The sequence below is a fragment of the Patescibacteria group bacterium genome (genome assembly GCA_023473585.1).
Taxonomy (GTDB): Bacteria; Patescibacteriota; Microgenomatia; order JAMCYU01; family JAMCYU01; genus JAMCYU01.
Genome location: JAMCYU010000003.1, coordinates 33403 through 59014, shown reverse-complemented (window position 1 = coordinate 59014; position 25612 = coordinate 33403). Strand labels below are relative to the sequence as shown.

Here is a 25612-nt window from a genome sequence, read left to right as displayed (position 1 = left end):
CGAAAATTAAAGAGGGTAAAATAAGAGTATCTATAAGTAAGACAAAAGATATCAAAATAATCAAAAAAACTCGAATTCTTTTCGTTTCTCTTTGCAAGAATTTTAAGTATAAAAGAAATATCCAAGGTAAGAAAGCAAAGGCAAAAAAATATAAACCGTCGCTAAAGCGGAAAAGAAAAGGCACAAAAGGACCGAAAAAAAAGAAAATCGCGGCCAAAAAAGCCGTTTTACTTTCTAAACCTAAGGCCTTAATAAACTTATAAAAACCAATTGAACCAAATAGCCACGCAAAACCCATCACGAAAAACATCAATTCAAAAAGGGAAAAATTCGGCAAAAAACGGTGTAACGTCAACAAAAGTAAGGGTAAAACCGGCCCGGTTAAAAAGCGGAAAGGTATCGTCCCTAAATACCAGAACGGGTAATTAGTAAAAACGGCTCCTAAACCATTAGTTTCGAGAAAGCGGGTAAGGGCAATTTGGACAGGAATTAAAGAGGTTTGCGCCGGAAAAATCATGTCCCCATTATATCATTTTACTTTAAAGTCCCCCATCGACCTTTTCTGTCTTTGAGCGACAAAGCAAACAGCGTCTTAAATTATATCTTCTGTCAAGAATACCAGCCAAAACCTCGTAGAGATTAATTAGAATGATACTTAATCCGACTAAGATAACGGGGATACCAAGGATGGTTTCGTAGGGTGAACCGGCCTTGGTAAAGATTAAAAATCCGATTAAGAAAATGACAATGCCGGAACCAATCAAAGGTAAAGCAGAAATAAAAATCATTAACGCTGAAAAAAGAAAGTGACCGAAATGATGATTTGTCATCTCTTTGTCTATATTATATAATAAACCGCAAGCCGAACGGTTTAAAGTGATAGACTGTTCACCTGACTTGCCTGGGTAGCTCAGTTGGTAGAGCACGTCTTTGGTAAAGACGAGGTCTCGGGTTCAATTCCCGACTCAGGCTCCAAAAAGGGTTCGACCTGTCCTGCCGAATCCCGAGCTAGTCGAGGGAGAAGGAGGATTCCCACTTTGGGCTCAACTAAAGAGATTATGATATAATGTTTCATGTTTCAAACTAAAAGCTATATGAATTAAGGAGGTACTATGGCTAAGAAAGGTGAGCATCGCGTTAAAATTGCCCTTGTCTGTTCCGAGTGCAAATCGCAAAATTACATTACAACCAAAAACAAGCTTAATCGGCCAGAAAAATTGGTCTTACGCAAATTCTGCCACCACTGTCGCAAGGTCACGGAGCACAAGGAAACGGAAAAACTGAAGTAGGTATTAGGTATTAGGTATTAGGTATTTTTCTTCTTTTTCCGAACTCATTGAGGGAAGTTCCTGTTTTAGGTTTTGACCCATCCCAAATTCTTCGTTGTCTTTTTTGGACCACAACGCAAGATTAAAGATGATCCCCAAATAAAAACCGACGGTAAAGATTCCCCAATATAACATCATAAAAGACCTTTTTAGAGTAGGTGCGGTGCAGAAATTTGGCTTAATTTTAACTCTTTAAGAGGAACTGTCAAGAGAGATTAAATAGGTTAATAACTATCAATAGCTATCTTACTTTACTTTAATACTATTAATATAGATAAGAAACTATCAGCTCTACCAAGCTTTTAAAGGAAAAATCAAATTATAGTAGAAAAACTTTCTCTTCTTGACAGGTTCTTTTCGAACATACTAATATGGTTATATAACATCTATCGGTGGTTTAATTAATGAGCTATTCTCTTGAAATTAAAACTAAAGCGTTAAACTTGAGAAAACAAGGATTCTCTCTTAAGGAAGTTGCTGATGAGTTAAAGATAGCCAAAAGTACAACTTCTGTCTGGCTTTCTACTGTCGTTTTAAATAAAAAGGCTCAAGAAAGACTTAAGAAAAGAAGTATTTTGGGACAATATAAAAGTCAACTAATCGCTCGAACAAAAAGGGAAAAGGTTCTAAACGAATTAAATAGAAGGGCGATTAAGGAGTTGAGGCATGTTAGATTCAATAGACATCTTTGTCGATTTTTCTGCTCTTTGCTTTATTGGTGTGAGGGAACAAAAATAAATAGAACCAGTCTTAAGTTTACTAATTCCGACCCAGCAATGATTGCTGTCTTTTTAGAGCTTTTAAGAAAATCTTTTGATCTTAATGAGGCTAAATTTCGGGCTTTAGTTCATATTCATGAATATCATAATGATAAAAAACAAAAGACTTTTTGGTCGAAAATTACTAAAATTCCGCTCACTCAATTTAACCGAAGCTATCGAAAACCTAATACTGGAAAAAGAATCAGAAAAAATTATCAAGGTTGTGTATCAATAGTCTATTACGACGCTAAAATTGCAAAAGAGCTAAAAGCCTTATATAATACACTAAGCAAACACTTAGGGGTGTAGCTTAGTTGGTAGAGCTCTCGTCTCCAAAACGAGCGGTCGCAGGTTCGAGTCCTGCCACCCCTGCCCTCTTTTTAAATCTCCTCGAGAAGTTTTTTGAGACTTTTTAGGAATTTCGTTAATTGTTGAGGTTTTAAATGGCGTAAAAATTGGCTCGTCGTCCTTCTTTTAACCAAAATCTGCTTTAACTTATGATAATTGCCGTAGGGTCTTTGAATTAAATCCTGGGCTTTGTATTTCCCAAAAAGACTAAAGTAGAGACCCTGTACTAACATATTTTTAATTAGTCCTCCCCTGCCCTCCAAATCCAGCCGGCGAACGGAAACAAACGGCGAACTGCTTTTGATAATTCCGAATTTGCTCCCATTTTTAACGGCTCTTTGAATATAATCAGTATCTTCGGCAATTTTTGCCAATTTTTCATCAAAACCGCCGATTTTCCAATGTAGGCTTTTTTTGGAAAAAATTGTCCAGCCATAAGCCAGAGGAAAGATATTTTGCATAATATCCATACCCCAGTTGGTAACCAAATAATAATATTGATCAATAACTTTCTTAGTTAAAGGAGCGCTGATGGGATTAGCTAAATCCAGTTTTTCTTTTTTAATTTCCTTTAGACTCTTTTCTAAAAAATCATTCGGTAAGATCGTATCGGCGTCCAAAAAAAGCAACTGCTTAAACTGCGCTTTTTCCGCTCCCCGATTTCTTTGGATGGCCGGTGAGCGCTTTTCGGAAACGACAATCTTTAAGGCCGGCAAATAAGCCCTAAAGCTTTCGGCAATGACCAAAGTTTTATCTTGAGAGGAACCATCGGAAACAATCACTTCAAAATCCCGGTAGGTTTGCCGGGAGAGAGAAAAAAGAAGGTAACCGAGATAATCGGCCTCGTTTAGAGTCGGAATAATGATGGAAACCGATGGTAATTTATTATTAGCCATAATCTTTAGTCTACAACTTTACGATTACAATCAACAGTGTTTTTAGGTATCCAGTATGTAAAACTATCTAAATCCCCGCAGTGACTACAACAAACTTCTTCTTGAACCAAAAGATCGCCTCTTTTTCCTTTTCCAAGAACGCCTCTATTAAGATAAACGCTCGGACAGCCGCATCTCTCACAAACCTGACTACTAGCATCGGGTTTAAGAAAAATCCCCAGCTCTAATGGTTCTTTTTTAATAACTGGTCCGCCATCATGGGGACAATCTTCGTTGGGACAATTGGCAACCAAAGCCGTTGACCCGTCCAGGGAAATCTCAAAAACGCAACCACAAAAACTTGTCAATCGAACACCATAACCGTTTTTTAGAGCCTGATAATCTCTTAAGGCAAATTTACTGTGCCGACATCTTTCGTCAATCAAGCTCGTATCAACCGATCTATAGCCTTGATAGTCATTAATGGCTCTCTGCTTAACGTATTGATACCAGGGCTTGGCAGTTAAATCACACTCGTTTCGTCCGTGGGCTTCTTTGCTTTTTCTGGCTGACCAATAATTGACAGCTCCTGTTCGTGTCAAACCAAAATGACGAGCGACAAAACCATAGCTTTCTAAAAAAGCGGAACGTACGGCGATGTCTTCTTCGGTAATTTTTCCATCTTGAGTCAGATTTAACGCCTGACTGTCCAGAATCAAAATCTTCGCCTCGCTTCTAAGTTCCTGACTTAAAACTCCTAGCAAACCAGAAAGTTTGACTTCATCTTTAACCGCATTATCAACATAAATAGTCGCACCGCCAAGCTCTTTTGGTCTTGGAGTTTGGTCGAAGACTCTTTGGGGATCATCGGTCCTAACAATGGTTTCGCCCCAATCCGAATTAATACCCAATGTCAATGCCCGAATTTCACCGGTTTGTGGCATTAAGCGAATCATTAAGTTGGTGCGGTCTCTTAGGGGCGATGGCCTAACTTCTCGTAAAAGAAAATGGGGGTTAAGGTCTTTTTCCAAACAAAAGAAATCCGAAACAGTCTGGGGAGCCAGCAGACGAAAATGTATAAGTTGTTTATCAACTCCGCCCCAACAGGTCAACTCTCCTAAATTTTTTTCTAGCTTATTAACCATAAGGAAAAAAGGGAATAAACGGGGCTTATCTTATCACTTTTCTTGAAATTTATCTAATCCAGAAGAAACTTCGTTTAAAACCTCCTTGAAGATTTTTTTTGCTTCCTGATAATTTTCTTTTCCGACCATTTCTTTTGCTCTCTCAAGCTTGTCAACTGCGGCAACGGCTATTGGCCGGTAGCCTTTTATTCTGGTTAACCCAAGACGATAAATAAACGTGCCTGTTTTTCCCATGATCATTCCTTTTTGTCTTTTGTCAGTACCCTTTTCCGGAAACTTAAAGGCTTCATGAATAAGGGCAAGCTTAAGTTCATCTCTTGTCCTTTTTAAAATGTCCCTGTCTTTCATCCTCTGATCAATAAGTCCTATCCTCATGGCTTCAAATTTACCAACGATAAAACCAGTCTCATGAAAACGATATTCAATTCTTTTAACCACGGCCTCAAGTTTTTTCATCATTGCTCCGGGGTTGCGGCGATCACCTTTGTCTTTACCCTTGCTTGCTTCTTCCAAAAGTAAATCCATATCTCTTTTTAAGGCTGACCGTGCCCGCCTCATCCCCGATTTTTCCATTAATTCCAAGGTCTGTTGGTAAAGATTCCTAAAGATCTCTTCAAAATCTTCGCGGGGAATACCCCTGGTTTCTTGTAAGGCATTCGTAACTTTGTCAATTTGTTCTCTAATTAACCCTATCTGTTCTAGCTCTTTCCCTTCATCTCTATATCTTTTTATGACATGATCCATATTCCTTATCCCTGCCTCAACCGCTCCTCCGTCTTTTTTAACCTGATGAAAAATCACCTCGGAAATCGGCCTTCTTTTTGAATCTAGCAGCCTTGCAAAAGTCCAACCCCAGGGTAATTTTGAAAGAGGAAAATAAAGCTCGGGCTTGATAATAAAAGATCGCTCTCGCCAGACCGGATAGAAAATATCACCTTGGGGAGAAACCCTAACCGAAGTTCCGGGAAGACGCCACATTTTGGCAATTTGTGTATTTCTTTCCGTTCTTTGGATAATAAAAAGAGGCAAACTTCCGCGGACCCTTTCTCGAACCTTAAGCCTCTCGGGAGGGACGATTCCTGACAAAGCAACTTCCGGCTGTCGAGGTTCTTTTCTTTCCTGTAGTACAACTCCCATAAGCTTTTCCTTAAGCAAAAGAACATTATATCAAAGATAAATGAGTGAAATTATTACAACGTAAAAGCTTTGCTTATTGATATTTCTTTGATTAATTCGTTTCGCTCACTATACCACTTGAAAGTTGCTTTTTTATCAATTGATCTATTATGATATATTGATTCCCGGAATCGGAGGCTATAACTTGAGGGTTTTGAGGTAGGCGCGGAATTCGCCGTTGATGTCCGACCGAGCCAGGGCAAATTCGATCACGGTTTTTAAATATTCCAGTTTGTTGCCAGTATCATAGTATTTCCCGTTTTGGATTTCGCAGGCGTAAACCGGAATTCCCTGATCGCGTAAAATATTAATCGCGTCAACCAGCCAAATTTCGCCGCCCTTGGCCGGTTTTAGGCTTTTTAAGGCCGGAAAAATCTCCGGCGGCAGAATATAAGCGCCGTGGGTGGCTAAATTGGAAGGCGCCTCATCCGGCAAGGGTTTTTCGACAATTTTTTTAATTTTATAAACCGGGCCTTTTACCGGTTCCAGTTCGGCAATCCCGTATCGGGATAAATGATCCTTTGTTTCAATCCGCACGCCCGAAATGACAACGCCCCCGTATTCCTGCCAAACTTCAATCATTTGCTTTAATCTTGGCGGATCGGCTTTAATGAATTCATCGCCCCACATGACGGCAAAACTTTCATTGCCGATAATCGGTTCGGCTGACAAAACCGGCGTCCCGTTCCCATAAAGCCCTTTTTGGCGAACGTAAATAAAATTTGCCATTTCCGCAATTTTCTTCAATTCCTCAAGCATTGTTTCTTTTTTACCCTGTAAAAGATTATTTACCAAATCAGCATTAGGTATATCAAAATGGTCCTCAATCGCTCTTTTTGCAGCACCGGTGACGATGACGACATCCTCAATGCCGCTGACCACCGCTTCCTCAACCACGTATTGAATTACCGGTTTGTCAACCACGGGCAGCATTTCTTTAGGCATAGCTTTGGTTTGAGGAAGGAAACGGGTTCCGAAACCGGCAGCCGGAATAACGGCCTTGCGAATTTTTTTCATCTATGTTATTATATCTCCCGTATTCCCCCAAAGTCAAACAAAATAATTTTTAAATTGGGGAAAAGATCGAGAGCAGGATGCAAAGTCCCGTTGTTTTTTTAAAAGAGGTTAAAACCGAACTGGCCAAGGTTGTTTGGCCAACGAAAAAAGAAACCATCAGATTGACAACCGTGGTGGTTGGAATCAGCGTCAGCGTTGGTTTATTTTTAGGCGCGATTGATTATCTTTTAACCAAAATCATGGAAATTATTTTACAAAAATGAAAAGTAACGAACAAAAAGTTGTTGAGGCTGCCTGGTATGTTGTCCATACCTATTCCGGTCATGAGGTTAAGGTCGCCCAGGCCCTCAAACAGCGCATTGCCTCAATGAAACTGGAAAATAAGATTTTGGACATTATCGTCCCCACCAGAAATGTGGTCACGGTCCGCGCCGGCAAAAAAGAAGACGTTAAAGAGAAAATTTTCCCCGGCTATCTTTTAGTCAAAATGATTTTGGACGATGACAGCTGGTTGGCCGTAAGGACGACACAGGGCGTCACGGCTTTTGTCGGGACCGGTGATAAACCCACCCCCATCTCTCCTTCTGAAGTTGAGGCCATTAAAAAATTCATGGAGATGGAAGCGCCCAAATATAAAACGGCGTTTTCTGTTGGCGAAGCGGTCAAAATTATTGACGGCCCGTTTGCTGATTTTTTAGGCTCCATTGAGGCCATTGATGAAGAAAAAGGCAAAATCAGAGTTTTGGTTTCGATTTTCGGCCGGGAAACACCGGTTGAGCTTGACTTTTTACAGGTAGCGAAAATATAGTTATGAGTTCGGGGTTTTGAGTTCGGAGTATTTTACTCTGTATCATAACTCATAACCCATGACTCATAACTCATAACTAATTATGGCTAAAAAAGTTAAAACCATTATTAAATTAAATTTACCGGCGGGCGAAGCCACGCCGGCACCACCGGTTGGCCCGGCTTTAGGTCAACACGGCCTGCCAATCATGGAATTTGTCAGGGCTTATAATGAAAAAACCACTGAGCTTAAAGGACAGGTTATTCCGGCGGTCATTACGGTTTATGAAGACCGGACTTTTTCTTTTGTGACCAAACTGCCGCCGGTTGCAGAAATGATTAAAAAGGCCCTGGGTTTAGAAAAGGGCGCCAGCAAAGCCGGACAGGAAAAGGTTGCCAAATTAAATAAAACTCAAATTGAAGAAATCGCTAATAAGAAAATTAAAGATTTAAACGCCAATGATCTTGCGGCGGCGGAAAAAATTGTCGCCGGCACCGCCAGAAGCATGGGCATAGATACCGAATAATCTATGGGAAAAATCAGAATCAAAACCTTAGGCAGCGATGCCGAAAAAGCGCAGAAAGAACATGATAAAACCCGCCGTGAGGAAAAGAAAAAACGGCTGGTTCATCTTGCCAATCTTAAGGGCGGCCAAAAACTGGTTGACATGACTGATTTGTCAACCCCAACTCCAGAAACGGAAATAGAAGAAGAAGCTCCAACGACTCCGGAAGAAACAAAAAAGAAAGCTAAAATTAAAGAAAAAAAACGTTCAACCCGTTATCTTGAAGCGAAGAAATTAATTGATCCGGGAAAGCTTTATTCCCTTAGCGAAGCCTTATCTTTAATCAAAAAAACCAATCTTAGCCGTTTTGACGGTGCCGTCGAAGTCCATCTTAATACGACCGAAAAGGGCATTCGCGGTCAGGTCAGTTTACCGCACGGTACCGGTAAACAAATCAGGGTCGCGATCGCCGATGACGAGCTTTTGGCGGAAATTGAAAAAGGCAAAATCAATTTTGATATTTTAGTTTCCAGCCCGACCATGATGGCCAAGTTAGCCAAGGTGGCAAAAATCTTAGGCCCTAAGGGTCTTATGCCGAATCCGAAAAGCGGCACCATCAGTCAGGACCCGGAAAAACTGGCCAAAAGTCTTTCCAGCGGTCAAATTCAATTTAAAACCGAAACCGAAGCCCCTATTATTCATCTGGTCATCGGCAAGACAAGTTTTTCCGACAAAGATTTGGAAGATAATTTTAAAGCCTTAATTGCAACCATCGGTTCGCTTAAGATAAAAACGGCCTATCTTAAAACCACCATGAGCCCGGCCGTTAAGGTCAACTTTGCTTAAAATTTTTACTTGACATCTTGTTGGTTTTTTGTTATAAATGACCTGTCCTAAGACAGTAGGCATCCATAAGACCTACCGAGGAGAAATTAGTTATTAGTAATTTGGTTATTAGTAACTTAAGCACTCGGTGAGAGTGCTTTTTTTTATTTAAGAAAAACAAAGGATGAATAAAAATCAGAAGATCCAAGCCGTCAGCGAATTAAAAGACAAACTAGAGAGAGCAAAGTCTCTTGTTTTAACTGACTACCGTGGCTTAACCCATCGACAGCTTGAAGAAATGAAACGGGCGATGCGGGAAAGCGGTGCGGAATTTTTAGTGACAAAAAATCGGCTTTTAAAATTGGCCATAAAGAAGGAATTGGGCGAAAAATTGGAATTTTCAAGTTTTGAAGGTCCAACCGCTTCCCTTTTTTCTTACGAAGACGAAATTGCTCCTTTGTCGGTTTTGGCCAAATTTATGAAAAATTTTGGCTTGCCGCAAATTAAAATCGGGATTTTGGGCGAGAAAATTTTAAAAAGCGACGAGATTCTTAAAATCGCTGCTCTCCCCTCTCGCGAGATCTTAAGAGCGACTTTGGTTGCCAGACTTAAATCGCCCCTTTATGGTCTTCGTTATGCACTGCATTGGAATATCAATAAATTAACTTTAGTTTTAAAAGCCGCTTCGACTTCGATCGCGGCAGGTAAAGGAGGTGAAAATCATGGCTGAAGAAAAGGTTAATAAAATTTTAGAAGAAATCGAAAAATTGTCGGTTTTAGAGCTTAACGATTTGGTTAAGGCTTTAGAAGAAAAATTCGGGGTGGCGGCAGTTACCGCGGCTCCCGCAGCTCCCGCCTCCGCCGCGTCTGACGCGGCTTCTGGCGAGGCAAAGGACGAAGGACAAACGGTTTTCAATGTCGTTTTAGCCACTGCGGGCGCCAACAAAATCGGCGTGATTAAGGTCGTTCGTGAGATTAATCAGGCTTTGGGTCTTAAAGAGGCTAAAGATTTAGTCGAGGCCGCTCCCAAAGACGTCCTGACCGCCGTCAATAAAGCGACAGCTGAAGAAGCGAAGAAAAAGCTAGAAACCGCCGGTGCTACCGTTGAGTTGAAGTAAAATAGGTATTGACACACCTCTATACCTTGTGATACATTAACTCGCGGAGGTATCTATTATATGGCACTTGGTGAAGAATGGCCCGATCTTCTAACTGTCCGAGAAGTCGCCAAAATCTTACGCGTTTCTCCTTTAACGATTAAGCGCTGGGGCAAAAGAGGTAAACTTCCAGCCATCAGAATTAATTCCCGAGGAGACAGACGCTATAAAAAAGAGGCAGTCTTGTGGCTCCTGGGAATTCAACAAAAGTCGGCCTAAATTAGATCTTTGATGTTTTTTAAGTCTTCCGCCGCCTGGCTGGGGTCAATGGTATTAACATGAAGACCCGTTCCCAATTCAAGTCCCGCCCTCTCGGCTAATCTGGGAATAATCCGTAAATACCAATTTTCCGCTGGAGCGATATAGAAGTTATAGGAAAGATCGGGAAAGAGAAATAGCAATTTTTTCAAAACATCCTGCAAAATTTTCGCCAAATCATCAAGGCAAGCGTCAGATAAATCACCAAAGGTGTAACCGTTTTTCCGTTCCGACTGAATGCATTCTTTCTGGGCAATCCAAACCTCATACGGCCACTGAGAAAAATCGGGGCAATACGTCACAAAATGAGAATTATCAAGAATGATATTGCGGACCGGTTCCAAGGGTAAAACGTCAAGTCTTATCTGTCTGGGAAAAACCACAACCTGTGAATGGGGATGAAGCAAGGATTCTCCTGATCTTAAACCCTTATTATTAAAGATTAAAACCTGTCCGGTTTGCGTTAAACGACGGTAGCGCTCACGATAAACTTTTAAAATAATTTTTACTTGCTCCAAAGGTAAATCATTTAAATCAAATTTATGATCGGGAGAATGAATAATCACTTCGTGGGTATCGGTAATCGGATATTTATTAGGGACGACTCTGACCAGCCACTGGTTATCGTTAGGGGTGCTTTTCCCCCAACGGTAAATCTCCGGTGGTGTCATTCCTTCATTACCATAGCAAAAGGGACAATCACCACGCCAAAAATAGTCACCTTTTTTGACAACTTGGCTGGCTTTTTCTTCTTCACGAATTTGAGAAGGCCGCGAGGCCCGACTCGGGGCAATAACAACCCACCGTTGTGTTTTGACGTCAGGAACAAATTTAGCCATACCTTAATAATAGCTAAAGATTTTTAACGATGCAACGTCTATTTATTTGCAGCCGCTACTTTATGATAAAGCTCTAAATAAGATTTGGCACTTTTATCCCAGGAAAAGTCCTGATTCATCGCCGAAGTAACCATTTGTTCCCATTCTTTGGGTTTAAAATAAGTTAAAAGGGCTCGTCTTATCGTCGTAAGCAGCGCCGAAGCAGAATATTCTTCAAAAACAAAACCGGTTTGCTTATCCAGAACACTGTCGGCTAGACCACCGGTTTTCCGCACGATGGGTAAACCGCCATAGCGCATGGCAATCATTTGGGGTAAACCACAGGGTTCAAATTTAGAAGGAACCAAAATTAAATCCGTTCCGGCGTAGATCTCGTGTGCCAAACGTTCATCAAAGCGATCAACCATAACCATTTTATTACCGGAATTAGCGGCTAGGGCTTGAAATTTTTTTTGCCAACTCTGGTCACCGGTACCTAAAAGAATAAAGTGCAGATTTTCCCGCTCCAGCAGTTTTTCCAAAGCTTGGTAAAGAATATCCAGCCCTTTTTGGCGCGGTTCTAATCTGCCGACAAAAGCCAAAACGGGAATTCTTTCATCTACCCACAACCCCAATTCTTTTTGAAGAGCTTTTTTATTGCCGATTCTTGCCATTTGATAATTAGATTGATCATATTGCTTGTTAATGAGCTGATCCCGTGACGGATCCCAAACTTCCGTATCAATACCGTTTAAAATGCCGCTCAGTTTCGAAGTCTTTTTCTGCAAAACTCCCTCAATCCCCCAGCCGAACTCTGGCGTTAAAATTTCTTGAGCGTACGTTGGCGAAACCGTATTCACATAATCAGCGTGATTGATCCCCTCCATTAAAAGGTCAATGTCGCTGTTTTGCGCGTCCCATTTAAGAAACTCACAGGCATCAGCCTGAAGATCAAGCTTTTGTAAAAGATCAACCCGCGCAATTCCCTGATAAGAAAGATTATGAATGGTTAAAAGAGACGGGAGATGATCGGTTGGGGGCGGACAGGAACCGGATAATAGAAGCGGAACCAAAGACGTATGCCAGTCATTAAGATGAAGGAGATTAAAACGATTATTTGTCTCTCCCATTTGTAATTTAACATATTCGGCAATCGCCCTTGAGAAAAAAGCAAAACGGGTAACTTCACTTACCGTTCCGGTAAAGGCCTGATGACCGTCTTTAGAAAGATATTGATTATTTTCCAAGAGCAGAACCGGAATCGTGGTTTTCGGCAAATTTATCTGCCAAACAAAAACTTGTTCCGCCTGGCCAGCAAAGGAAACCACAAGATTCGCCACTTTAATCTCTTGAGAGCCGGGGATTTTGACATCTTCGTAGCGGGGAACCATAATTTTTATTTCGACGCCCAGTTTTGCCAAAGCTTTGGGCAGACTCCCGGCCACGTCACCCAAACCGCCAACTTTAATAAGCGGCGCGACTTCAGAAGCACAATATAAGACTTTCATTTTATTCGGCGCTTCAAGAATACCTCGCAATTTATTGCGAGGATGAATTGAAGCAAAGAAAACATTCTCCCTTAAGGGTGAAACCCTGCAATTTATGGCAGGGAGAATGTTATTTTCTCAAGCAAAATTTTCTTTTGCGCCTCCATAAATTCGACAGGAGCCTTAATAAGAAGAGCGTGTTTTACCAGCTGACTGGCTAGGTAAACCAGATCAAAACCAAAAATCGTTTCAAAATCAGAAATCGGCATCGATATGCTCTTTTTATACTCTTTTAGCAGTCTATCTCCCCAATTGCTACGGCGCCAGCCCCAAAGATAAAAATCCGTCAAATCCCACGCCGGATTATTAAAATGAAGAAGGTCCCAGTCAATCAGGACAAAATTTTGCTCTTTATACATAATGTTTTGCGGATGAGGATCACCATTGGCTAAAAACAGGCTATATTTATCAATAATTTCTTTTTGGGCAAGAAGAAAGTTTAGGACCTTGTCGAAAAATCCCCGGCCGAACTCCTGATCCAGGGCTTCTTTGGTCTCAATGATATTTCCGAGGTAAAAATCGGCCGACCGCGTTTCCATCCCTTCTTCCTTAAAAGTCATTTTCTGTAATTGGCTTTCGGCTCTGGCAAGCTTCTCGGGATTAATCAAATTCAACGCTTCTTGACTTAGGCCATGAGTTTTAACCGTGTCGCCGGCCAAAGGCCAAGGCAGAAATTCCAGCCAAAACCAACCGTCTTTTGCCCAAAATTGCGGGACGATATCAGCCAAAGCGCCGCCGTCCTGATGAACCCGCTTGGAGAATTTAACAATCCTTTCGGCCGCGGGGTTTTGTTTGAGCGCAAAAAGCTCACCCTTTTCGTTTTTGACTAAAAAAACGCTGCCGGCTTTAAGGTCTTTGATTTTCGTAAAACCAAGTTTCGAAAAATCTAACATTCTAAATTAATATAGTAAAGAGGCGACGCGTAACAATTTTGAAATACCGCCTTATGGCAATAACTATATTATCAATCTCAATTACGTGCTCTGCCATAGCTTTTAGGAATAGACTGAGTCGCGGTTATGGAAAAATTCGTTACCGCCGACTCAAAAACATCTCTATTCCGGTTGTCCGGGAGCGATTTTCTGATATTTTTTCTTATATTTTTCCGCTAATTTCGCGTATTCTCCCAACCTGCCTTCGGCCCGCAATTGATCAACGACATGAATCAGATTATAAATATCCAAACCGTGTTCCAGCTTATAAAGCGAATCACGCCACCTGATCGCCTGTTCAAATTCCTGCCTGGAGATAGCCTTAGCCATTTCTTTTTTCAAAATCTCAATAATCGCTTCGTATTCTCCGGGCTTGGCTCTTTTCTTAAAAGGAATTTTAATCCAGGCCTGTTTTTCAGCGTGAAGCTTGTGCACGACGCCTTCTCTTTGCCAAGAAAAAGCCTGGGCCATGATGTCCTGATAAAGACGGATCGCCTCTTCTTTTTTAGAAGCATCAGCACTTGGCGTCTTTTCAACAACATTTTTTAAATTAAAAGCGCCGACCTCGATTTCCTCAATACTCCACCAGGCATCAGGGTTAGCCCACCAAAAAGCGTTACACGATTCTGCCCGATCCAGCATGATTCTTTCCTCTCCTCTCGCTTCCCCAGCCACTTTAATCGCCAAGTCAAGTAATTGTTTTAAAAGAACATGGATTCTGTTTTTCTGGCGATAGTAAAGATAAAAAGGTTCGTTTTTGTCAATTTCTTCCTGGCTTGAAGCCCAAGAACAAGGGACAGGATCAAACTGTTCCCCTTTATCCTTAAACTTTTCTCTTGCCTCTGAAACCGTCACAAACTCGAATTTATCCGAAGCGAAAAGATTAAAAAGCAGGTTTTCCAGTCCCGGACGGTGATGACCGAAGGTTTCGCCGTCCATCGCGGTCAACAAATATCTTTCCTTGAGAAGTTCCGGTTTTAAAGCTTCGTAAGTCGACTCAATTGTCCAAACTTGAGCTCCCATAATTAAATTTGAAGCCCGGCGTTCCCGGAAAATAACCCGCAGAGGTAAATCTTTAATTTGGTAGATCTTTTTAAAGTCTTCTGTTTTTATTTTCTCTTGGCCGGCAATTTCGTCTAACATAATCCAGTTAAAACCCAAGGAGGAAACCACTTCGGCAACCTTGCGGTCATATCCCATTTCCGGCGGAAAAAACCCCTTAGGCTTCCAAACCGGCCCGAAATATTTTCGGTTCGTCTCATCATTCAGTTTTATTTGACGTTCAATCTCGCTTTCGGGCAAAATCGGCAAAAAGGGATGATATTTACCGCTGCCCGTCAACTCCAACTGTTTATTTTCCGCTAAGTGACGTAAGCCGTCAATCACGTCGTTGGCCCCGTTTAAGGCCAGCAATTCGGTCAAACAGGCATTGATATTTATCGTCAGACGGGCTTGGGGATTTTTTAAGAAGCCGTTAATGAGGGGTCGGTAACTCTCATCAATAATTTTTTGCAGAATTTCCGGCCGTTGATTCGGCGGCTGATAAAAATGTAAAAAAATTGCCCAGACCATAAGTTAATACTACCAATAATTACCAATAAATACCAATTTCCTCATTTAACATGGCACCATTTCTTCACCGTAAAGTTGGCGTCCGTTTAAGATAATTTCCTTATATAAAGAAACGGCCTGATTTTTCTCTAATTCGGAAGTTGAGCTTTTTAAGACGACGTCCTGAAGCATTTTGGCTCCCCTTTCGACCATTTTGGGGTGCCAGCAAGGATGATGCGAAGCCCACCAGAACTGATCCGAATGGATCGCCCGATCAAGAAGCACGTGGACTTCCTCGGTTGCCTGCTCACCCACCTTTAAGGCTAAATTGAAAAGTTGCCATTGAAGCCTATGAATCGGATTTTGCGGATTATCCCAACGGTCAAAAGATTCTCCCCAAGTTGAAAACTTAGGTTCAATTTCCCCAGCCACCGGAAAGAAATTAAAAAGGTCTGAAATTGTCACTAACTTCAATCTTTGATCCTTACTTGAACCGTTTAATAATTCTTCTAAAAATGAGAGCTGCTGAGGCTGATGATGGCCGAAAGTCTCGCCATCCATGGCTATGACAAGATAACTATCCTCATCTAAATTATATCTTTGTGTCTCAAAAAACCTAAAAAGTTCATGGAGATTGGTTATGGTTGCAAAAGCCACGGCTAAGGAGAGTTTTCTGTCTCGAAAAAAGAAAGATAAATGGTCGCTTCCTTTTTTTTGGTAAATTGTCTTTTGGGAACCAATCATTTGCTTGAAAGACTGCGCCGACTCCTCAAGAATTACCCACTTAAAGCCTCTTTCCTCCAGGATCTTGCCGACCTGGGGTGAATAGGCCATTTCCGGCGGGAAAAACCCTAAGTTTTGACTTATCCAAACCGGCCCAAAATATTTTTGGCTAAGTTCGTCATTTACCTTTATTTGTCGTTTTATTTCCTCGTCGGGAATTTTGGTTAAAAGAGGATGGTAGGCCGCCGAAGCCGTCAGCTCAATCTTTTTCTGCTCGGCTAAATTTCTAAAACCGGCCACGATTTTTTCCAAACCAACTCTCTCTAGTTGCTCGGCTAAAGAAACCGAGAAGTTAACCGTCAAATGACCGTTTGAAGCCTTGACAAGACTCTCCAGAATTTTTTGGTAGCTTTCTTGACTAATTTTTTTGGTAATTTCCGGAAATTGTGTCGGCGGTTGATACAGATGGAGAAAGAGGGCAAGCTTAAGCATCACTCCTCCATTCTAAAGGCCCGTGGCGGATTAGAAGAAAGACTTCCCTGACGAAAAATGATAGCTCTTTCGTAAAGACCTAAATATTTTTGAGCTGAAGCACGCCAGGAGTAATCTTTTTTCATCGCTCTTCTGACCAGTCCTTGCCATTCCGATTTGTCTTTATAAGACTCTAAGGCTCGAATAATCGTGGCAAAGAAAGAAAGATCATTATAATTTTTAAAGGAAAAACCTGTACCTTCATGTTTGTCGGGATCATAATCAATCACGGTGTCAGCCAAACCTCCGGTTGCCCGCACAATCGGAATACTTCCGTAGCGCATGGCTTCAATAACCGTGATGCCTCCCGGTTCCCATTTAGAAGGAGCCAAAAACATATCGGTGCCGGCAAAGATTTTCCGCGGTAAGGTCCAGTTTGGTAAAAGATGGGTCCCGATTTGTCGGGGAAATTTTTTCTCAATCTCGGTAAAGAAACCGCGATATTTGTTGTCGCCACCGCCCATCGCAATAAATTGAATCGGGTATTCGGAAAGCAAAAAGGGTAAAATGCGCGGGAAAAGATCAAGCCCCTTTTGTTCCGTCAGTCTTCCGGCAATCGCTAAAATTGGCGTTTCTAATGATTGAGGTAAACCAAACTCTTTTTGCAGGTCAAGTTTATTTTCCTGCCTTTTCGCAATATTTTTTAGGGAAAAATTGGTTTTAATAATTTTATCGGTTAACGGATTGAAATCGTCATAATCCAGACCGTTTAAGACACCAAAAACTTTAGTCCTTACCTCTTTAAGGAGCATATCCAACCCCTCGCCGTATTCCGGAGTTAAGATTTCCTTGGCGTAGTTTTCAGAAACGGTATTGACAATATCAGCGTAGAGAATGCCCCGTTTCATAAAATTTTGTTTTCCCAGCCTCTCGTTGAAAAACGAGGCAATTTGGCTCCGTCCATCATCAATCTCCAGTTCAGAAATAAAACGATGATCAAAAGTCCCCTGATGGGTTAAATTATGAATCGAAAAAACCGTCGCGATCTTCCTTAATTTAGGTTCACTTTTATAAACGGTTCGCAGATAATTAACCAAAAAACCGGTATGCCAGTCGTTGCAATTAATAACGTCAGGCGTCCAGTCAAAGACTTTTAAAAACTCCAGGGCGCCTCGGGAAAGAAGAGCAAAACGAATCGGGTCGTCAGTATAACCATAAACGTTGGCCCTCATTTCGTAATACTCCATATTTTCTAAAAAATAAACGATTGGTTCTTTGGCCCCGCCTTCCCAGGTCTTGACATTGCAGATTAGTTCTCTCATTCCCTCTTTTTCACCGGTCGGGACTCTTAATCCCTGATAAAGCATCTTGATCCCGTATTTTTTCTCATCAATGGAACCGAATTTGGGAAGAAAAATTCTCACATCAACTCCCAGTCTTTTTAAAGCTCGGGGAAGAAAAAACATCACCTGCGAAAGCCCGCCGATTGAGGCAAAGGGCGCCACTTCGGTCGCGACGAATAAAACTTTAAGGGGTTTATTGCCAAACATATAACCTCATTATATCGAAGATAAATGAGTGTAATTATTGATATATCTTCGATTAATTCGTTACACTCATTATATCTAACTCAGTTTCGCTTTGCAAACCAAAAAGATAAACTTAAGCAAGGCAAGCTGCCTTTTAATTCTCCAGGGTTGAAAGATTAAACGAAATAACCATTCTAGCCCTATCTTTTGCCCCCATTTTGGCGCCCGCGGCAACTTCCCGGCAAAATAATCAAAAGCTCCACCGACAGAAAGAAAAACGAGGGGCCGATGAATAAAAAATGATCGTCGATGAATAAGTTGATTGATAAAAATCTCTTGTTTTGGGGCACCCATACCTACCAAAATAATCTGCGTCTCCGTTTTATTAATCTTCTCTGTTAAGAGGTCTAAATTATAACCGCTTTCCATTGCCCATTGATTGCCGACTCTTTCCATCCTTGGCCCTTCTTCCCCCCAGGCTTTAAGTTGAGGATATTCTCTTTTCAAGCAATCTATCGCCTGGAGTGCCAAAAGAGGCGATCCGCCAATAAGTCCGATAGGTAAGCCCTTTTCCGCGGCCAGTTCTATCAGTTTTTTGGCCAAATCCGTTCCGGTAATTCTTTCGGGAAGCTTTTTACCTTCGAGACGACTTGCCCAAATAACCCCCCAACCATCGGCCACCGTTATTTGGGCTGAATTGACAATCTCTTTAAACTGTTTGTCCTTTTGGGCGTAAACAATAATTTCCGGATTGGGCGTAAAAATAACTAAGGGTCGAAAACTTTTTAAGTGGTCATTCGTCTTTAGTCTTTGGTCTTCTAAAAGGTATTTTTCAATTTCCTCTAGGACCTGATGCCAATTAAGATTAGAAAGACCAATCCCACCGATATCAATCTTATTTTCACTCATAACATAATGTTCTGGGTCTTTTTAAAAGATTTGCTGTTTTCCCTCTTGATAAAAATTGAACACTTTTTGTCTTTCAAAGAATAATCAATATCTAAAGGAATTCTTTTTATTATTTTTATTTATATTCAAAATAAGCTAGCTTTTTCTGTTGACTTACTATAAGATATAACTTTATACAGCTTCTAAAACTCTTTTTTAAGCGGAAACAATTTGCCATTTGGCTTATAGATATAACTATCAGCTTATTATCTTTTAACGATTGACCGTTTGTAAAGTTCAAGATTTTCAATCGCGACGCCCGTTCCCCGAACCACACAAAGCAAAGGATCTTCAGCCACGTGAGCCGGAACACCGGTCGATTCCGTAATAAAACGGTCCAGATGACGTAAAAGCGAAGTTCCGCCGGCTAAAACCATGCCTTTGTCAATAATATCCGAAGCCAGTTCTGGGGGCGTTTCTTCTAAAACACCCTTGATACAGGCAATCATTGACACCAAGGGGAGTTGAATAGCCGCCGTAACCTCGCTTGAATTAACTTCAATCATTCGCGGCAAACCGGAAAAAGCGTCACGTCCGCGAACTTCCATTTTCAACTCCTGGTCCAAAGGGACGGCCGACCCGATTTGAATTTTGATCTCTTCACTCATCCGTTCACCAATGATTAAATTATAATGCTTTTTTATATAGTTTGATATTGATTCGTCGATTTTATTGCCGGCAACTCGGGCTGATCTGTGAACAACGACCCCGCCCAGCGAAATGACGGCTGTTTCCGTCGAGCCGCCGCCAATATCAACAATCATGTTTCCCGAAGGTTGAGCAATGGGGATTTTGGCGCCAATAGCCGCCGCTAGGGGTTCAAAAATAATATAAACATTTCTGGCTCCGGCCGCTAAGGTCGCGTCTTCAACCGCCCGATGTTCAACTTGCGTACAGCCGGTCGGCACGGAAATCATGACTTCGGGTTTGAAAAGCTGGTGATGACCGCAAACCTTATCAAGAAAATAACGCAGCATGGCCTCGGTCACAACATAATCAGCAATCACCCCATCACGCATCGGTCTTGAAGCGGTAATATAGCCGGGCGTCCGACCAAGCATTTCTTTGGCTTCGTTGCCAACGGCGACAACGCGATTGTCAGGCATGGCGACCGCCACGACGGTTGGTTCATTTAAAACAACCCCCTGCCCGGCTAACCAAACTAAAGAATTGGCGGTGCCCAAATCAATACCGAGGCGTTTAAAAAACATAATTAAGGTCAATTATATCCTTTTTATGATATAATTTCAATGTTTATGAAAAGAGCCATAACAACAATTTTCTTAATTTTGGCCCTGATCGCCACGACCTTGGCCGTGATTGCTTTTGGCCGCGGTTACCGTTTTAATCCTGGCCAAAAAAACCTTTCCTCAACCGGCCTTTTGGTCGTCAGTTCCGATCCGACCGGCGCCCAGGTTTGGCTTGATGGTAATCTTAAAACGGCCACCAATAACACTCTGGCTCTTTCTCCCGGCTGGTATCAGGTAAAAATCACGAAAGAGGGGTTTTTGTCCTGGGAGAAAAAATTGCGCGTTCAGGGTGAAGTTGTAACCGAAACGCAAACCATGCTTTTCCCAAGCACCCCTTCCCTTTCACCCTTAACAACCAGCGGCGTGATTGCGCCGGTTCTTTCTCCGGACGGCACGAAAATCGTCTACGCCATACCTCTTAAAACCGGTTCAACCAACGAAATTTCAGTGAAGGCGGGACTTTGGGTGTTTAATTTAAATTCACAGCCCTTGGGTTTTTCGCGTGATCCCCTGCTTTTAGCCAAATCAAGCTCCGGCTTGGATTTTGCTCAGGGAACATTTGCCTGGTCACCGGATTCCAAACAAATCCTAGTCTCCATCGGTGCGAACCGTTATCTTTTAGAGGGTGAAAAAACGAGCACGGCCGTGCCTCTAAGCTGGGATGGCTGGAAAAACCTTTTAAAAGATTGGGCTCTTTTGGAAAAAGAAAAAGAAACCGAGAAAATGATTCTTTTACCTCCGGAGATGGCCAAAATAGCCACCGAAAGCGCGAAGATTTTCGCTTTTTCGCCTGACGAAACGAAACTTCTCTATCAAGCCACGGCTTCGGCGACTCTAGCCCAATTTTTAACACCAGCCCCAATCGCGACTAACTCTACGCCGGAAGTCAGAATTCTTAAACCGGGAGCAACCTATATCTACGACCTGAAAGAAGATAAAAATTTTGAAATCCAAAAAGACGGAGCTTTATTGTCGTGGTTCCCCAGCTCGAGACACTTAATTGCCGTCGAGTCGGATAAGATTTCGCTTATGGAATATGACGGAACGAATAAATCAACGGTCTACAACGGCCCTTTTGAAAAATTTGTCGGTCCTTCGCCTTCGGGCAGCAAACTCTTGGTTTTAACCTCATACAACCGACCGACAGGCCCGCAATTTAGCGGCATGGCTAATCTTTACTCCATTAATTTACGCTGAAAGGACATCCCCGGGCTGAGTTGAACAGCCAATCTTTCCCTTCCGCCTTCGCTAAGGCTACGGCGAGACAAGTAGGACGCGACTGCTCTAAAATATTTGCGCCCTTGGCAAGAATCGAACTTGCAATCTTTCCCTTAGGACGGGACTGCTCTGTCCAGTTGAGCTACAAGGGCGCAAATATTTCAAGGTTCTGGCGAAAGCCAGGTTCTTCTCCAGTTGAGCTACGGGAACATACTGTTTGTATTCTAACATAAATTGCCATATAATGAGCAAAACGAATTATAAGTTATTTGCTTAATTCGGGGTGTAGTGTACCGGTAACATGCACGGTTCGGGACCGTGAGATAGAGGGTTCGATTCCCTCCACCCCGACCAAAAATGAAAATCATCCTGGCTTCAGCTTCGACGGGAAGAAAAATGCTCCTGGAAAAACTGGGACCTTCTTTTACGGTTATTCCGGCTCACATCGACGAAGAAAAATATCAAGACCCAGATCCGCTCCAATTAGTGCAAAAAATTGCCAAAGCCAAGACCATGGCCGTGGTCAAGATATTAAGAGATAAGGAGATTAAGAAACTAAAGTTGATCATTGCGGCGGACTCCATGGTTTATTTCCGGGGCAAAACCTTTGGCAAACCAAAATCAAAAAGCGAAGCCAAGAAAATTTTACAGCTTCTTGCCGGACAAACTCATGAATTTATTACCGGAGTCTATATTTTTAATACAAAATCAAAAAAAGTGTATCAAAAAGCCGTTAAAACAACCGTAATTTTCCGTCAGTTTACCCAAAAATGGATTAACGAGTATGTCCAAACGGCCGCGGTGACGACCCACGCTGGAGCTTATTCGATCGGTGATGCGATGATGAAAGGAAAATTTAAGCTTATCGGTTCAGAAACAAATGTCGTTGGTCTACCCTTAGAGGTTTTATTACCGATCTTGAGGAAAGAAAAAATCCTCTTTAAAGGTTCAATACTCAAGGATTTCTTCCGGAGAGAACATTAGCTTTATTTCTTTGGCTGCCGATTCCGGGCTATCAGAGATATGGACGACATTTCTTTGAATTTCAGTGCCTAAGTCGGCACGAATCGTTCCCTTTTCGGCTTTCGCCGGATCAGTCGCCCCGCTCATTCTCCTAACTTGACTAACAACGTCTTCACCCTGCCAAACCATAGCCATAACCGGCGTTTCATTCATAAAAGCCGCGAGGGCCGGAAAAAAAGGTTTGTCCAGATGATGCGCGTACCATTGATTCAGGAGTTCATCGTTCAGCCAAACTAATTTGGCGGCAATCATCTTAAAACCGGCCTTTTCAAAACGGGCCATAATTTGGCCGATTAAGCCTCTTTGCACACCATCCGGTTTAACTAAAATAACGGTTTTTTCCATCTAATTTACAACTTTAGCAAATTCTTAAATTTTTGTCCATCCTTAAAAGGACCGATCACCGCCAAATTAAGCTTTGCCTCTCTGAAAACATCATCGGCCACCCTTTGGATATCTTCTTTTTTAACCCGATCGATCTTTTCCATCATTTCCTCCGGCGTTTTCACACGATTTTCCAAAATCTCGCCCGAACCGAAGATTGAAGCCGTAAAACGGCTATCCTCCAGTTCCAAAATCAAACGGCCTTTTAAGAATTCCTTGGCTTTAATAAGCTCTTTTTGAGATATATCTTTTGCTTTTGATACTTTTCGATATTCTTCTAGAATAACCCTGATCGCTTCTTCAATTTTCTCCAAATCAACTCCGGCTAAAGTCACCAGATGCCCCACATCAGCGTAATGTTCGGCCACGGAATGAACATAATAGGCCAAACCCCGTCTTTCGCGAACCTGAATAAAAAGCCGCGAACTCATGCCCCCGCCTAAAATCGTGGCCAAAATTCCCAAAGCATAACGATCGGCATGAAAAAGATTGTAACCCCGAACGCCTAAAACCAAATGAGCCTGTTCGGTTTTTTTATAAACGATTTTGGCTTGGGCTTTATCTTGCTTGTCTAAGGCAGGCAGAAAAGTCCAGGTTTTTTTGTTCTGCCAGCCCCCAAGACTCTTAACGACTAAATCCTTAATTTTTGGCTCTTGCCGGCTGATCCCGCCCGCGATAACCACTACTGTGTTCTCCGGCGCGTATAAACCGTTAATGTATTCCATAAAATCGGCTCTTTGAATTTGGGCAATCGTTTCTTTACGACCGGCAATATCCCAACCCAAAGGCGTATCGCCATATAAAAGTTCTTCAAAAATCTCGCCGATCTTTCTTGATGGCGTGTCCTCATAAAGATTAATCTCTTCAATAATGACGCCTTTTTCGCGATCAATCTCTTCTTTGTCAAATTGAGAATTAAGAAGCATGTCCGATAAAACATCAATTAAGACGGGTAAGTTTGGGCTGGCCGCTTTAACGTAAAAAGCGGTTTGGTCTTTAGAGGTAAAGGCGTTAAATTCACCGCCAATCCCTTCGATTTCGGAAGAAATGGCAAAAGCCGAAGGTCTTTTTTCCGTTCCCTTAAAAGCCATGTGTTCCAAAAAATGTGACAGGCCGGAAATCGGCCTTTTCTCATAACGGCTGCCGGCACCGACTAAGATCATGACCGTCACCGACTGGACATGCTCCATCGGAACGGTAATCAAGCGGAGACCGTTAGGTAATAATATTTTTTTATATTCCATAAGCTTACATTTTCTCTAAGGCTTTTATCCCCAGTAAATTCAGCCCGTTTTTGATGATCTGACTTGTGGCCGCGGTTAAGACCAGCCTTTGCGCCCTAAGCTTGGGGTTCTCTGCCTTGAGAATGGAAAGCTTATTATAAAACAAATTATATTTTTGCGCCAGATCAAAAAGGAAATTGCAAAGGAGATTGGGCGAATAGGTCTGCGCCGCCAAAATAACGATTTCTGGAAACTTATAAAGAGTCCGCAAAATGGCAATTTCCTCTGGCGCGCGGGGAGCCTTTTGAAAAAATTCATGGCCGATGGCCGCTTTTTTCAAAACACTCATACATCTGGCATAGGTATATTGTAGATACGGTCCGGAATTGCCCTCCAGCTGAAACATTTTCTCCCAGTCAAAAAGAATATCGGTCGAGAAATGATGGCCAAGATCAAAATATTTAATGGCGCCGATTCCCACCGCCAAGCTGACCTCTTTTTTCTCCTCCGGCGTTAAACCCCGACCTGTTTCTCCCTGGTCAATAATTTTTTCTGATCGGGAAACGGCTTCGTCTAGGACTTCTTCCAAATGCACGGTTTTCCCCTGCCGGGTACTCATTTTTCCACTAGGCAAACGTATCAAACCATGTCCTATATGAACAAACTGCTCCGGCTTTCCTAAACCAAGTTTTGAAGCCACGCTAAAGAGCTGGCGGAAATGAAGCGTCTGATCTGCCCCAACTTCATAAAGATATAAATCCGGGTGCCAATTTTCTTTTCTAAAGGCGATGCAGGCCAGGTCCCGGGTTTGGTAGGTCGTCCCGCCATCTGATTTAAGAAGCATAAAAGGCGGCATCTTCAAGTTAGTCAAGTCAATAATTAAGGCGCCATCGCTTAAAACTGCCAGTTTTTGTTTCTTGGCTTCGTTAATGACTGCCTCCATCTTGTCTTGGTAGAAACTTTCACCATAAGCAAAATCAATCTTGACGTCTAAAAGCTGATAAAGACGATTAAATTCCCGCAAGGAAAGCGCAATACAATCCTGCCAGATTTTTTGGGCTTCCTTGTCTTTGTCTTCAAGTTTTTTAAACCAGGTTCTCGCCTCTTCCTCCAGGGTCGGATCTTTTTCCGCTTCCTCATGAAACCGCACGTATAATTTTTCTAAATCTTCTATCTGCAAACCCTGCGTTTCTCCTTGGTGCCATTTTTTAATCGCCACGATCAATTTTCCAAATTGAGTCCCCCAATCGCCTAAATGGTTATCGCCGATCGTTTTCCAACCTAAAAACCGATAAAGATTGTAAAGGGCTTGACCGATAACGGTGGAGCGCAAATGGCCGATGCCGAACGGCTTGGCGATATTCGGAGAAGAATAGTCAATAATAACGGTTTTCCCCTGACCAATTTTTGCGGAACCGTAGCTCTCTTTTGCCTTTAGCACTTCGGCAAGCTCAGTGCTAAGATAGTCAGTTTTAAGCCACAGATTAATAAAACCCGGTTTAACTGGTTCAATCTCCTCAAGATAATCTCGCTTAATCTTCTTATATTCATTAACAATAAGTTGAGCGAGGTCGAAGGGACTATGAATTGCGGTCTCGCGTTTATCTAAAAGACCCGTCTTTACTCCAAAGGCCACCATCGCTATGTTTGTAGAGTAGTCTCCATGTTCCATTTGGACCGGATGTTCCAAGGTTGGCTCAAAACCCATAACGCCAATTTTCTCCAGGGTTTCTTTTAAATCGGCAATTATTTGATCACGGATCATATAGGCTAAATTATTGAGTGATTTTATTACTGTTCTTCGATTAATTCG

At 42.1% G+C, this 25612-nt stretch carries 29 protein-coding genes, 4 tRNA genes and 1 other annotated feature; of the genes, 14 read left to right on the top strand and 19 right to left on the bottom strand.

The genetic code is table 11. The annotated features are described in order from the left end of the window. Window positions 1–517, bottom strand: a 517-nt coding sequence (locus tag M1575_00975) for a hypothetical protein (protein MCL5095293.1), incomplete at its 3' end; no start/stop codon positions are given. Between the two features lie 22 nt (window positions 518–539). Beyond that, complete coding sequence (locus M1575_00970; GenBank protein ID MCL5095292.1) at window positions 540–830, bottom strand: hypothetical protein; 291 nt, start codon at window positions 828–830, stop codon at window positions 540–542. Window positions 831–899: 69 nt separating this feature from the next. On the opposite strand from M1575_00970, the gene M1575_00965 reads away from it, so the two are divergent. Next, a tRNA-Thr gene (locus M1575_00965) sits at window positions 900–975 on the top strand. 137 nt (window positions 976–1112) lie between these two features. Continuing rightward, entirely contained in the window at window positions 1113–1289 is a 177-nt protein-coding gene (gene rpmG, locus M1575_00960) for a 50S ribosomal protein L33 (protein ID MCL5095291.1), read from the top strand. Window positions 1290–1292: 3 nt separating this feature from the next. On the opposite strand, the gene M1575_00955 is transcribed toward rpmG, so the two are convergent. Next, the gene (locus M1575_00955; GenBank protein MCL5095290.1) at window positions 1293–1466 is read right to left on the bottom strand and encodes a hypothetical protein; all 174 of its coding nucleotides are present in this window, start codon (window positions 1464–1466) and stop codon (window positions 1293–1295) included. Window positions 1467–1732: 266 nt separating this feature from the next. Between M1575_00955 and M1575_00950 the strand changes: the two genes are divergently transcribed. Further along, window positions 1733–2398, top strand: a complete 666-nt coding sequence (locus M1575_00950) for a hypothetical protein (protein ID MCL5095289.1) — start codon at window positions 1733–1735, stop codon at window positions 2396–2398. Then, window positions 2389–2461: transfer RNA gene (locus M1575_00945), tRNA-Trp, on the top strand. The genes M1575_00950 and M1575_00945 overlap by 10 nt, the downstream gene beginning before the upstream one ends. Window positions 2462–2469: 8 nt before the next feature. Here the strand turns inward: M1575_00945 and M1575_00940 are convergent. From M1575_00940 to M1575_00925, 4 genes are all read right to left on the bottom strand, one after another. Further along, complete coding sequence (locus M1575_00940; GenBank protein ID MCL5095288.1) at window positions 2470–3333, bottom strand: glycosyltransferase; 864 nt, start codon at window positions 3331–3333, stop codon at window positions 2470–2472. A 5-nt stretch (window positions 3334–3338) separates the two neighbouring features. Continuing rightward, window positions 3339–4457, bottom strand: a complete 1119-nt coding sequence (locus tag M1575_00935; GenBank protein ID MCL5095287.1) for a hypothetical protein — start codon at window positions 4455–4457, stop codon at window positions 3339–3341. Window positions 4458–4490: 33 nt separating this feature from the next. Beyond that, entirely contained in the window at window positions 4491–5594 is a 1104-nt protein-coding gene (locus tag M1575_00930) for a hypothetical protein (GenBank protein ID MCL5095286.1), read from the bottom strand. A 177-nt stretch (window positions 5595–5771) separates the two neighbouring features. Continuing rightward, entirely contained in the window at window positions 5772–6650 is an 879-nt protein-coding gene (locus M1575_00925) for a UTP--glucose-1-phosphate uridylyltransferase (protein MCL5095285.1), read from the bottom strand. Between the two features lie 77 nt (window positions 6651–6727). Here M1575_00925 and secE point away from each other — a divergent pair, with 77 nt between their 5' ends. The 7 genes from secE (at window position 6728) to M1575_00890 (ending at window position 10143) form a co-directional block, all read left to right on the top strand. Then, the gene (gene secE / locus M1575_00920; GenBank protein MCL5095284.1) at window positions 6728–6913 is read left to right on the top strand and encodes a preprotein translocase subunit SecE; all 186 of its coding nucleotides are present in this window, start codon (window positions 6728–6730) and stop codon (window positions 6911–6913) included. Next, entirely contained in the window at window positions 6910–7458 is a 549-nt protein-coding gene (nusG, locus tag M1575_00915; protein MCL5095283.1) for a transcription termination/antitermination protein NusG, read from the top strand. The genes secE and nusG overlap by 4 nt, the downstream gene beginning before the upstream one ends. Window positions 7459–7540: 82 nt before the next feature. After that, the gene (gene rplK / locus M1575_00910; GenBank protein ID MCL5095282.1) at window positions 7541–7963 is read left to right on the top strand and encodes a 50S ribosomal protein L11; all 423 of its coding nucleotides are present in this window, start codon (window positions 7541–7543) and stop codon (window positions 7961–7963) included. A 3-nt stretch (window positions 7964–7966) separates the two neighbouring features. Next, the gene (locus M1575_00905; protein MCL5095281.1) at window positions 7967–8788 is read left to right on the top strand and encodes a 50S ribosomal protein L1; all 822 of its coding nucleotides are present in this window, start codon (window positions 7967–7969) and stop codon (window positions 8786–8788) included. 28 nt (window positions 8789–8816) lie between these two features. Further along, window positions 8817–8942 (top strand) — a sequence feature (ribosomal protein L10 leader region). A gap of 9 nt (window positions 8943–8951) precedes the next feature. Next, window positions 8952–9497, top strand: coding sequence for a 50S ribosomal protein L10 (rplJ, locus tag M1575_00900; protein MCL5095280.1), 546 nt, complete (start codon window positions 8952–8954; stop codon window positions 9495–9497). Then, window positions 9490–9885, top strand: coding sequence for a 50S ribosomal protein L7/L12 (gene rplL / locus M1575_00895; GenBank protein MCL5095279.1), 396 nt, complete (start codon window positions 9490–9492; stop codon window positions 9883–9885). Before rplJ ends, rplL begins: the two co-directional genes overlap by 8 nt. A gap of 60 nt (window positions 9886–9945) precedes the next feature. Then, window positions 9946–10143: a MerR family transcriptional regulator gene (locus M1575_00890; GenBank protein ID MCL5095278.1), complete on the top strand. Its 198-nt coding sequence runs from the start codon at window positions 9946–9948 to the stop codon at window positions 10141–10143. Here the strand turns inward: M1575_00890 and M1575_00885 are convergent. The 8 genes from M1575_00885 to M1575_00850 all read right to left on the bottom strand — a co-directional run bounded on the left by M1575_00885 (window position 10140) and on the right by M1575_00850 (window position 19912). Beyond that, window positions 10140–11021 carry a hypothetical protein gene (locus tag M1575_00885; GenBank protein MCL5095277.1) on the bottom strand — a complete coding sequence of 294 codons (882 nt, stop codon included), beginning with the start codon at window positions 11019–11021 and terminating at the stop codon, window positions 10140–10142. The genes M1575_00890 and M1575_00885 overlap by 4 nt on opposite strands. A gap of 38 nt (window positions 11022–11059) precedes the next feature. Further along, window positions 11060–12508: a glycogen synthase gene (locus M1575_00880; protein ID MCL5095276.1), complete on the bottom strand. Its 1449-nt coding sequence runs from the start codon at window positions 12506–12508 to the stop codon at window positions 11060–11062. A 92-nt stretch (window positions 12509–12600) separates the two neighbouring features. Further along, window positions 12601–13440 (bottom strand): phosphotransferase, encoded by an 840-nt coding sequence (locus M1575_00875; protein MCL5095275.1) that lies wholly within the window; start codon window positions 13438–13440, stop codon window positions 12601–12603. 162 nt (window positions 13441–13602) lie between these two features. Beyond that, window positions 13603–15051, bottom strand: a complete 1449-nt coding sequence (locus M1575_00870; GenBank protein MCL5095274.1) for a UvrB/UvrC motif-containing protein — start codon at window positions 15049–15051, stop codon at window positions 13603–13605. Window positions 15052–15096: 45 nt separating this feature from the next. After that, the gene (locus M1575_00865; protein MCL5095273.1) at window positions 15097–16245 is read right to left on the bottom strand and encodes a hypothetical protein; all 1149 of its coding nucleotides are present in this window, start codon (window positions 16243–16245) and stop codon (window positions 15097–15099) included. Continuing rightward, window positions 16245–17774, bottom strand: a complete 1530-nt coding sequence (locus tag M1575_00860; GenBank protein MCL5095272.1) for a glycogen synthase — start codon at window positions 17772–17774, stop codon at window positions 16245–16247. Before M1575_00860 ends, M1575_00865 begins: the two co-directional genes overlap by 1 nt. A gap of 75 nt (window positions 17775–17849) precedes the next feature. Then, window positions 17850–18662: a WecB/TagA/CpsF family glycosyltransferase gene (locus tag M1575_00855; protein ID MCL5095271.1), complete on the bottom strand. Its 813-nt coding sequence runs from the start codon at window positions 18660–18662 to the stop codon at window positions 17850–17852. A 245-nt stretch (window positions 18663–18907) separates the two neighbouring features. Next, window positions 18908–19912 (bottom strand): rod shape-determining protein, encoded by a 1005-nt coding sequence (locus M1575_00850; protein MCL5095270.1) that lies wholly within the window; start codon window positions 19910–19912, stop codon window positions 18908–18910. A gap of 45 nt (window positions 19913–19957) precedes the next feature. Between M1575_00850 and M1575_00845 the strand changes: the two genes are divergently transcribed. After that, complete coding sequence (locus M1575_00845; protein ID MCL5095269.1) at window positions 19958–21148, top strand: PEGA domain-containing protein; 1191 nt, start codon at window positions 19958–19960, stop codon at window positions 21146–21148. A 99-nt stretch (window positions 21149–21247) separates the two neighbouring features. On the opposite strand, the gene M1575_00840 is transcribed toward M1575_00845, so the two are convergent. Further along, window positions 21248–21321: transfer RNA gene (locus M1575_00840), tRNA-Arg, on the bottom strand. A 127-nt stretch (window positions 21322–21448) separates the two neighbouring features. On the opposite strand from M1575_00840, the gene M1575_00835 reads away from it, so the two are divergent. Together M1575_00835 and M1575_00830 are read left to right on the top strand one after the other, a co-directional pair. Next, window positions 21449–21523 (top strand) — tRNA-Pro (locus tag M1575_00835). 3 nt (window positions 21524–21526) lie between these two features. Then, entirely contained in the window at window positions 21527–22153 is a 627-nt protein-coding gene (locus tag M1575_00830; protein MCL5095268.1) for a Maf family protein, read from the top strand. On the opposite strand, the gene ndk is transcribed toward M1575_00830, so the two are convergent. From ndk to argS, 3 genes are read right to left on the bottom strand one after another with little or no spacing between them, the layout of a single operon-like run. After that, window positions 22118–22537, bottom strand: a complete 420-nt coding sequence (ndk, locus tag M1575_00825) for a nucleoside-diphosphate kinase (GenBank protein ID MCL5095267.1) — start codon at window positions 22535–22537, stop codon at window positions 22118–22120. The two genes, M1575_00830 and ndk, sit on opposite strands and share 36 nt — an antisense overlap. Window positions 22538–22542: 5 nt before the next feature. Continuing rightward, window positions 22543–23820 carry an insulinase family protein gene (locus M1575_00820; protein ID MCL5095266.1) on the bottom strand — a complete coding sequence of 426 codons (1278 nt, stop codon included), beginning with the start codon at window positions 23818–23820 and terminating at the stop codon, window positions 22543–22545. 4 nt (window positions 23821–23824) lie between these two features. Continuing rightward, the gene (argS, locus tag M1575_00815) at window positions 23825–25564 is read right to left on the bottom strand and encodes an arginine--tRNA ligase (GenBank protein ID MCL5095265.1); all 1740 of its coding nucleotides are present in this window, start codon (window positions 25562–25564) and stop codon (window positions 23825–23827) included. Between the last annotated feature and the right edge of the window lie 48 nt (window positions 25565–25612).

Bases quoted from the DNA above. Each gene is read 5' to 3' on its own strand.
- M1575_00970 (MCL5095292.1), bottom strand. From the start codon at position 830: ATGACAAATCATCATTTCGGTCACTTTCTTTTTTCAGCGTTAATGATT.
- rpmG (MCL5095291.1), top strand. From the start codon at position 1,113: ATGGCTAAGAAAGGTGAGCATCGCGTTAAAATTGCCCTTGTCTGTTCC.
- M1575_00955 (MCL5095290.1), bottom strand. From the start codon at position 1,466: ATGATGTTATATTGGGGAATCTTTACCGTCGGTTTTTATTTGGGGATC.
- M1575_00950 (MCL5095289.1), top strand. From the start codon at position 1,733: ATGAGCTATTCTCTTGAAATTAAAACTAAAGCGTTAAACTTGAGAAAA.
- M1575_00940 (MCL5095288.1), bottom strand. From the start codon at position 3,333: ATGGCTAATAATAAATTACCATCGGTTTCCATCATTATTCCGACTCTA.
- M1575_00935 (MCL5095287.1), bottom strand. From the start codon at position 4,457: ATGGTTAATAAGCTAGAAAAAAATTTAGGAGAGTTGACCTGTTGGGGC.
- M1575_00930 (MCL5095286.1), bottom strand. From the start codon at position 5,594: ATGGGAGTTGTACTACAGGAAAGAAAAGAACCTCGACAGCCGGAAGTT.
- M1575_00925 (MCL5095285.1), bottom strand. From the start codon at position 6,650: ATGAAAAAAATTCGCAAGGCCGTTATTCCGGCTGCCGGTTTCGGAACC.
- secE (MCL5095284.1), top strand. From the start codon at position 6,728: ATGCAAAGTCCCGTTGTTTTTTTAAAAGAGGTTAAAACCGAACTGGCC.
- nusG (MCL5095283.1), top strand. From the start codon at position 6,910: ATGAAAAGTAACGAACAAAAAGTTGTTGAGGCTGCCTGGTATGTTGTC.
- rplK (MCL5095282.1), top strand. From the start codon at position 7,541: ATGGCTAAAAAAGTTAAAACCATTATTAAATTAAATTTACCGGCGGGC.
- M1575_00905 (MCL5095281.1), top strand. From the start codon at position 7,967: ATGGGAAAAATCAGAATCAAAACCTTAGGCAGCGATGCCGAAAAAGCG.
- rplJ (MCL5095280.1), top strand. From the start codon at position 8,952: ATGAATAAAAATCAGAAGATCCAAGCCGTCAGCGAATTAAAAGACAAA.
- rplL (MCL5095279.1), top strand. From the start codon at position 9,490: ATGGCTGAAGAAAAGGTTAATAAAATTTTAGAAGAAATCGAAAAATTG.
- M1575_00890 (MCL5095278.1), top strand. From the start codon at position 9,946: ATGGCACTTGGTGAAGAATGGCCCGATCTTCTAACTGTCCGAGAAGTC.
- M1575_00885 (MCL5095277.1), bottom strand. From the start codon at position 11,021: ATGGCTAAATTTGTTCCTGACGTCAAAACACAACGGTGGGTTGTTATT.
- M1575_00880 (MCL5095276.1), bottom strand. From the start codon at position 12,508: ATGAAAGTCTTATATTGTGCTTCTGAAGTCGCGCCGCTTATTAAAGTT.
- M1575_00875 (MCL5095275.1), bottom strand. From the start codon at position 13,440: ATGTTAGATTTTTCGAAACTTGGTTTTACGAAAATCAAAGACCTTAAA.
- M1575_00870 (MCL5095274.1), bottom strand. From the start codon at position 15,051: ATGGTCTGGGCAATTTTTTTACATTTTTATCAGCCGCCGAATCAACGG.
- M1575_00865 (MCL5095273.1), bottom strand. From the start codon at position 16,245: ATGCTTAAGCTTGCCCTCTTTCTCCATCTGTATCAACCGCCGACACAA.
- M1575_00860 (MCL5095272.1), bottom strand. From the start codon at position 17,774: ATGTTTGGCAATAAACCCCTTAAAGTTTTATTCGTCGCGACCGAAGTG.
- M1575_00855 (MCL5095271.1), bottom strand. From the start codon at position 18,662: ATGAGTGAAAATAAGATTGATATCGGTGGGATTGGTCTTTCTAATCTT.
- M1575_00850 (MCL5095270.1), bottom strand. From the start codon at position 19,912: ATGTTTTTTAAACGCCTCGGTATTGATTTGGGCACCGCCAATTCTTTA.
- M1575_00845 (MCL5095269.1), top strand. From the start codon at position 19,958: ATGAAAAGAGCCATAACAACAATTTTCTTAATTTTGGCCCTGATCGCC.
- M1575_00830 (MCL5095268.1), top strand. From the start codon at position 21,527: ATGAAAATCATCCTGGCTTCAGCTTCGACGGGAAGAAAAATGCTCCTG.
- ndk (MCL5095267.1), bottom strand. From the start codon at position 22,537: ATGGAAAAAACCGTTATTTTAGTTAAACCGGATGGTGTGCAAAGAGGC.
- M1575_00820 (MCL5095266.1), bottom strand. From the start codon at position 23,820: ATGGAATATAAAAAAATATTATTACCTAACGGTCTCCGCTTGATTACC.
- argS (MCL5095265.1), bottom strand. From the start codon at position 25,564: ATGATCCGTGATCAAATAATTGCCGATTTAAAAGAAACCCTGGAGAAA.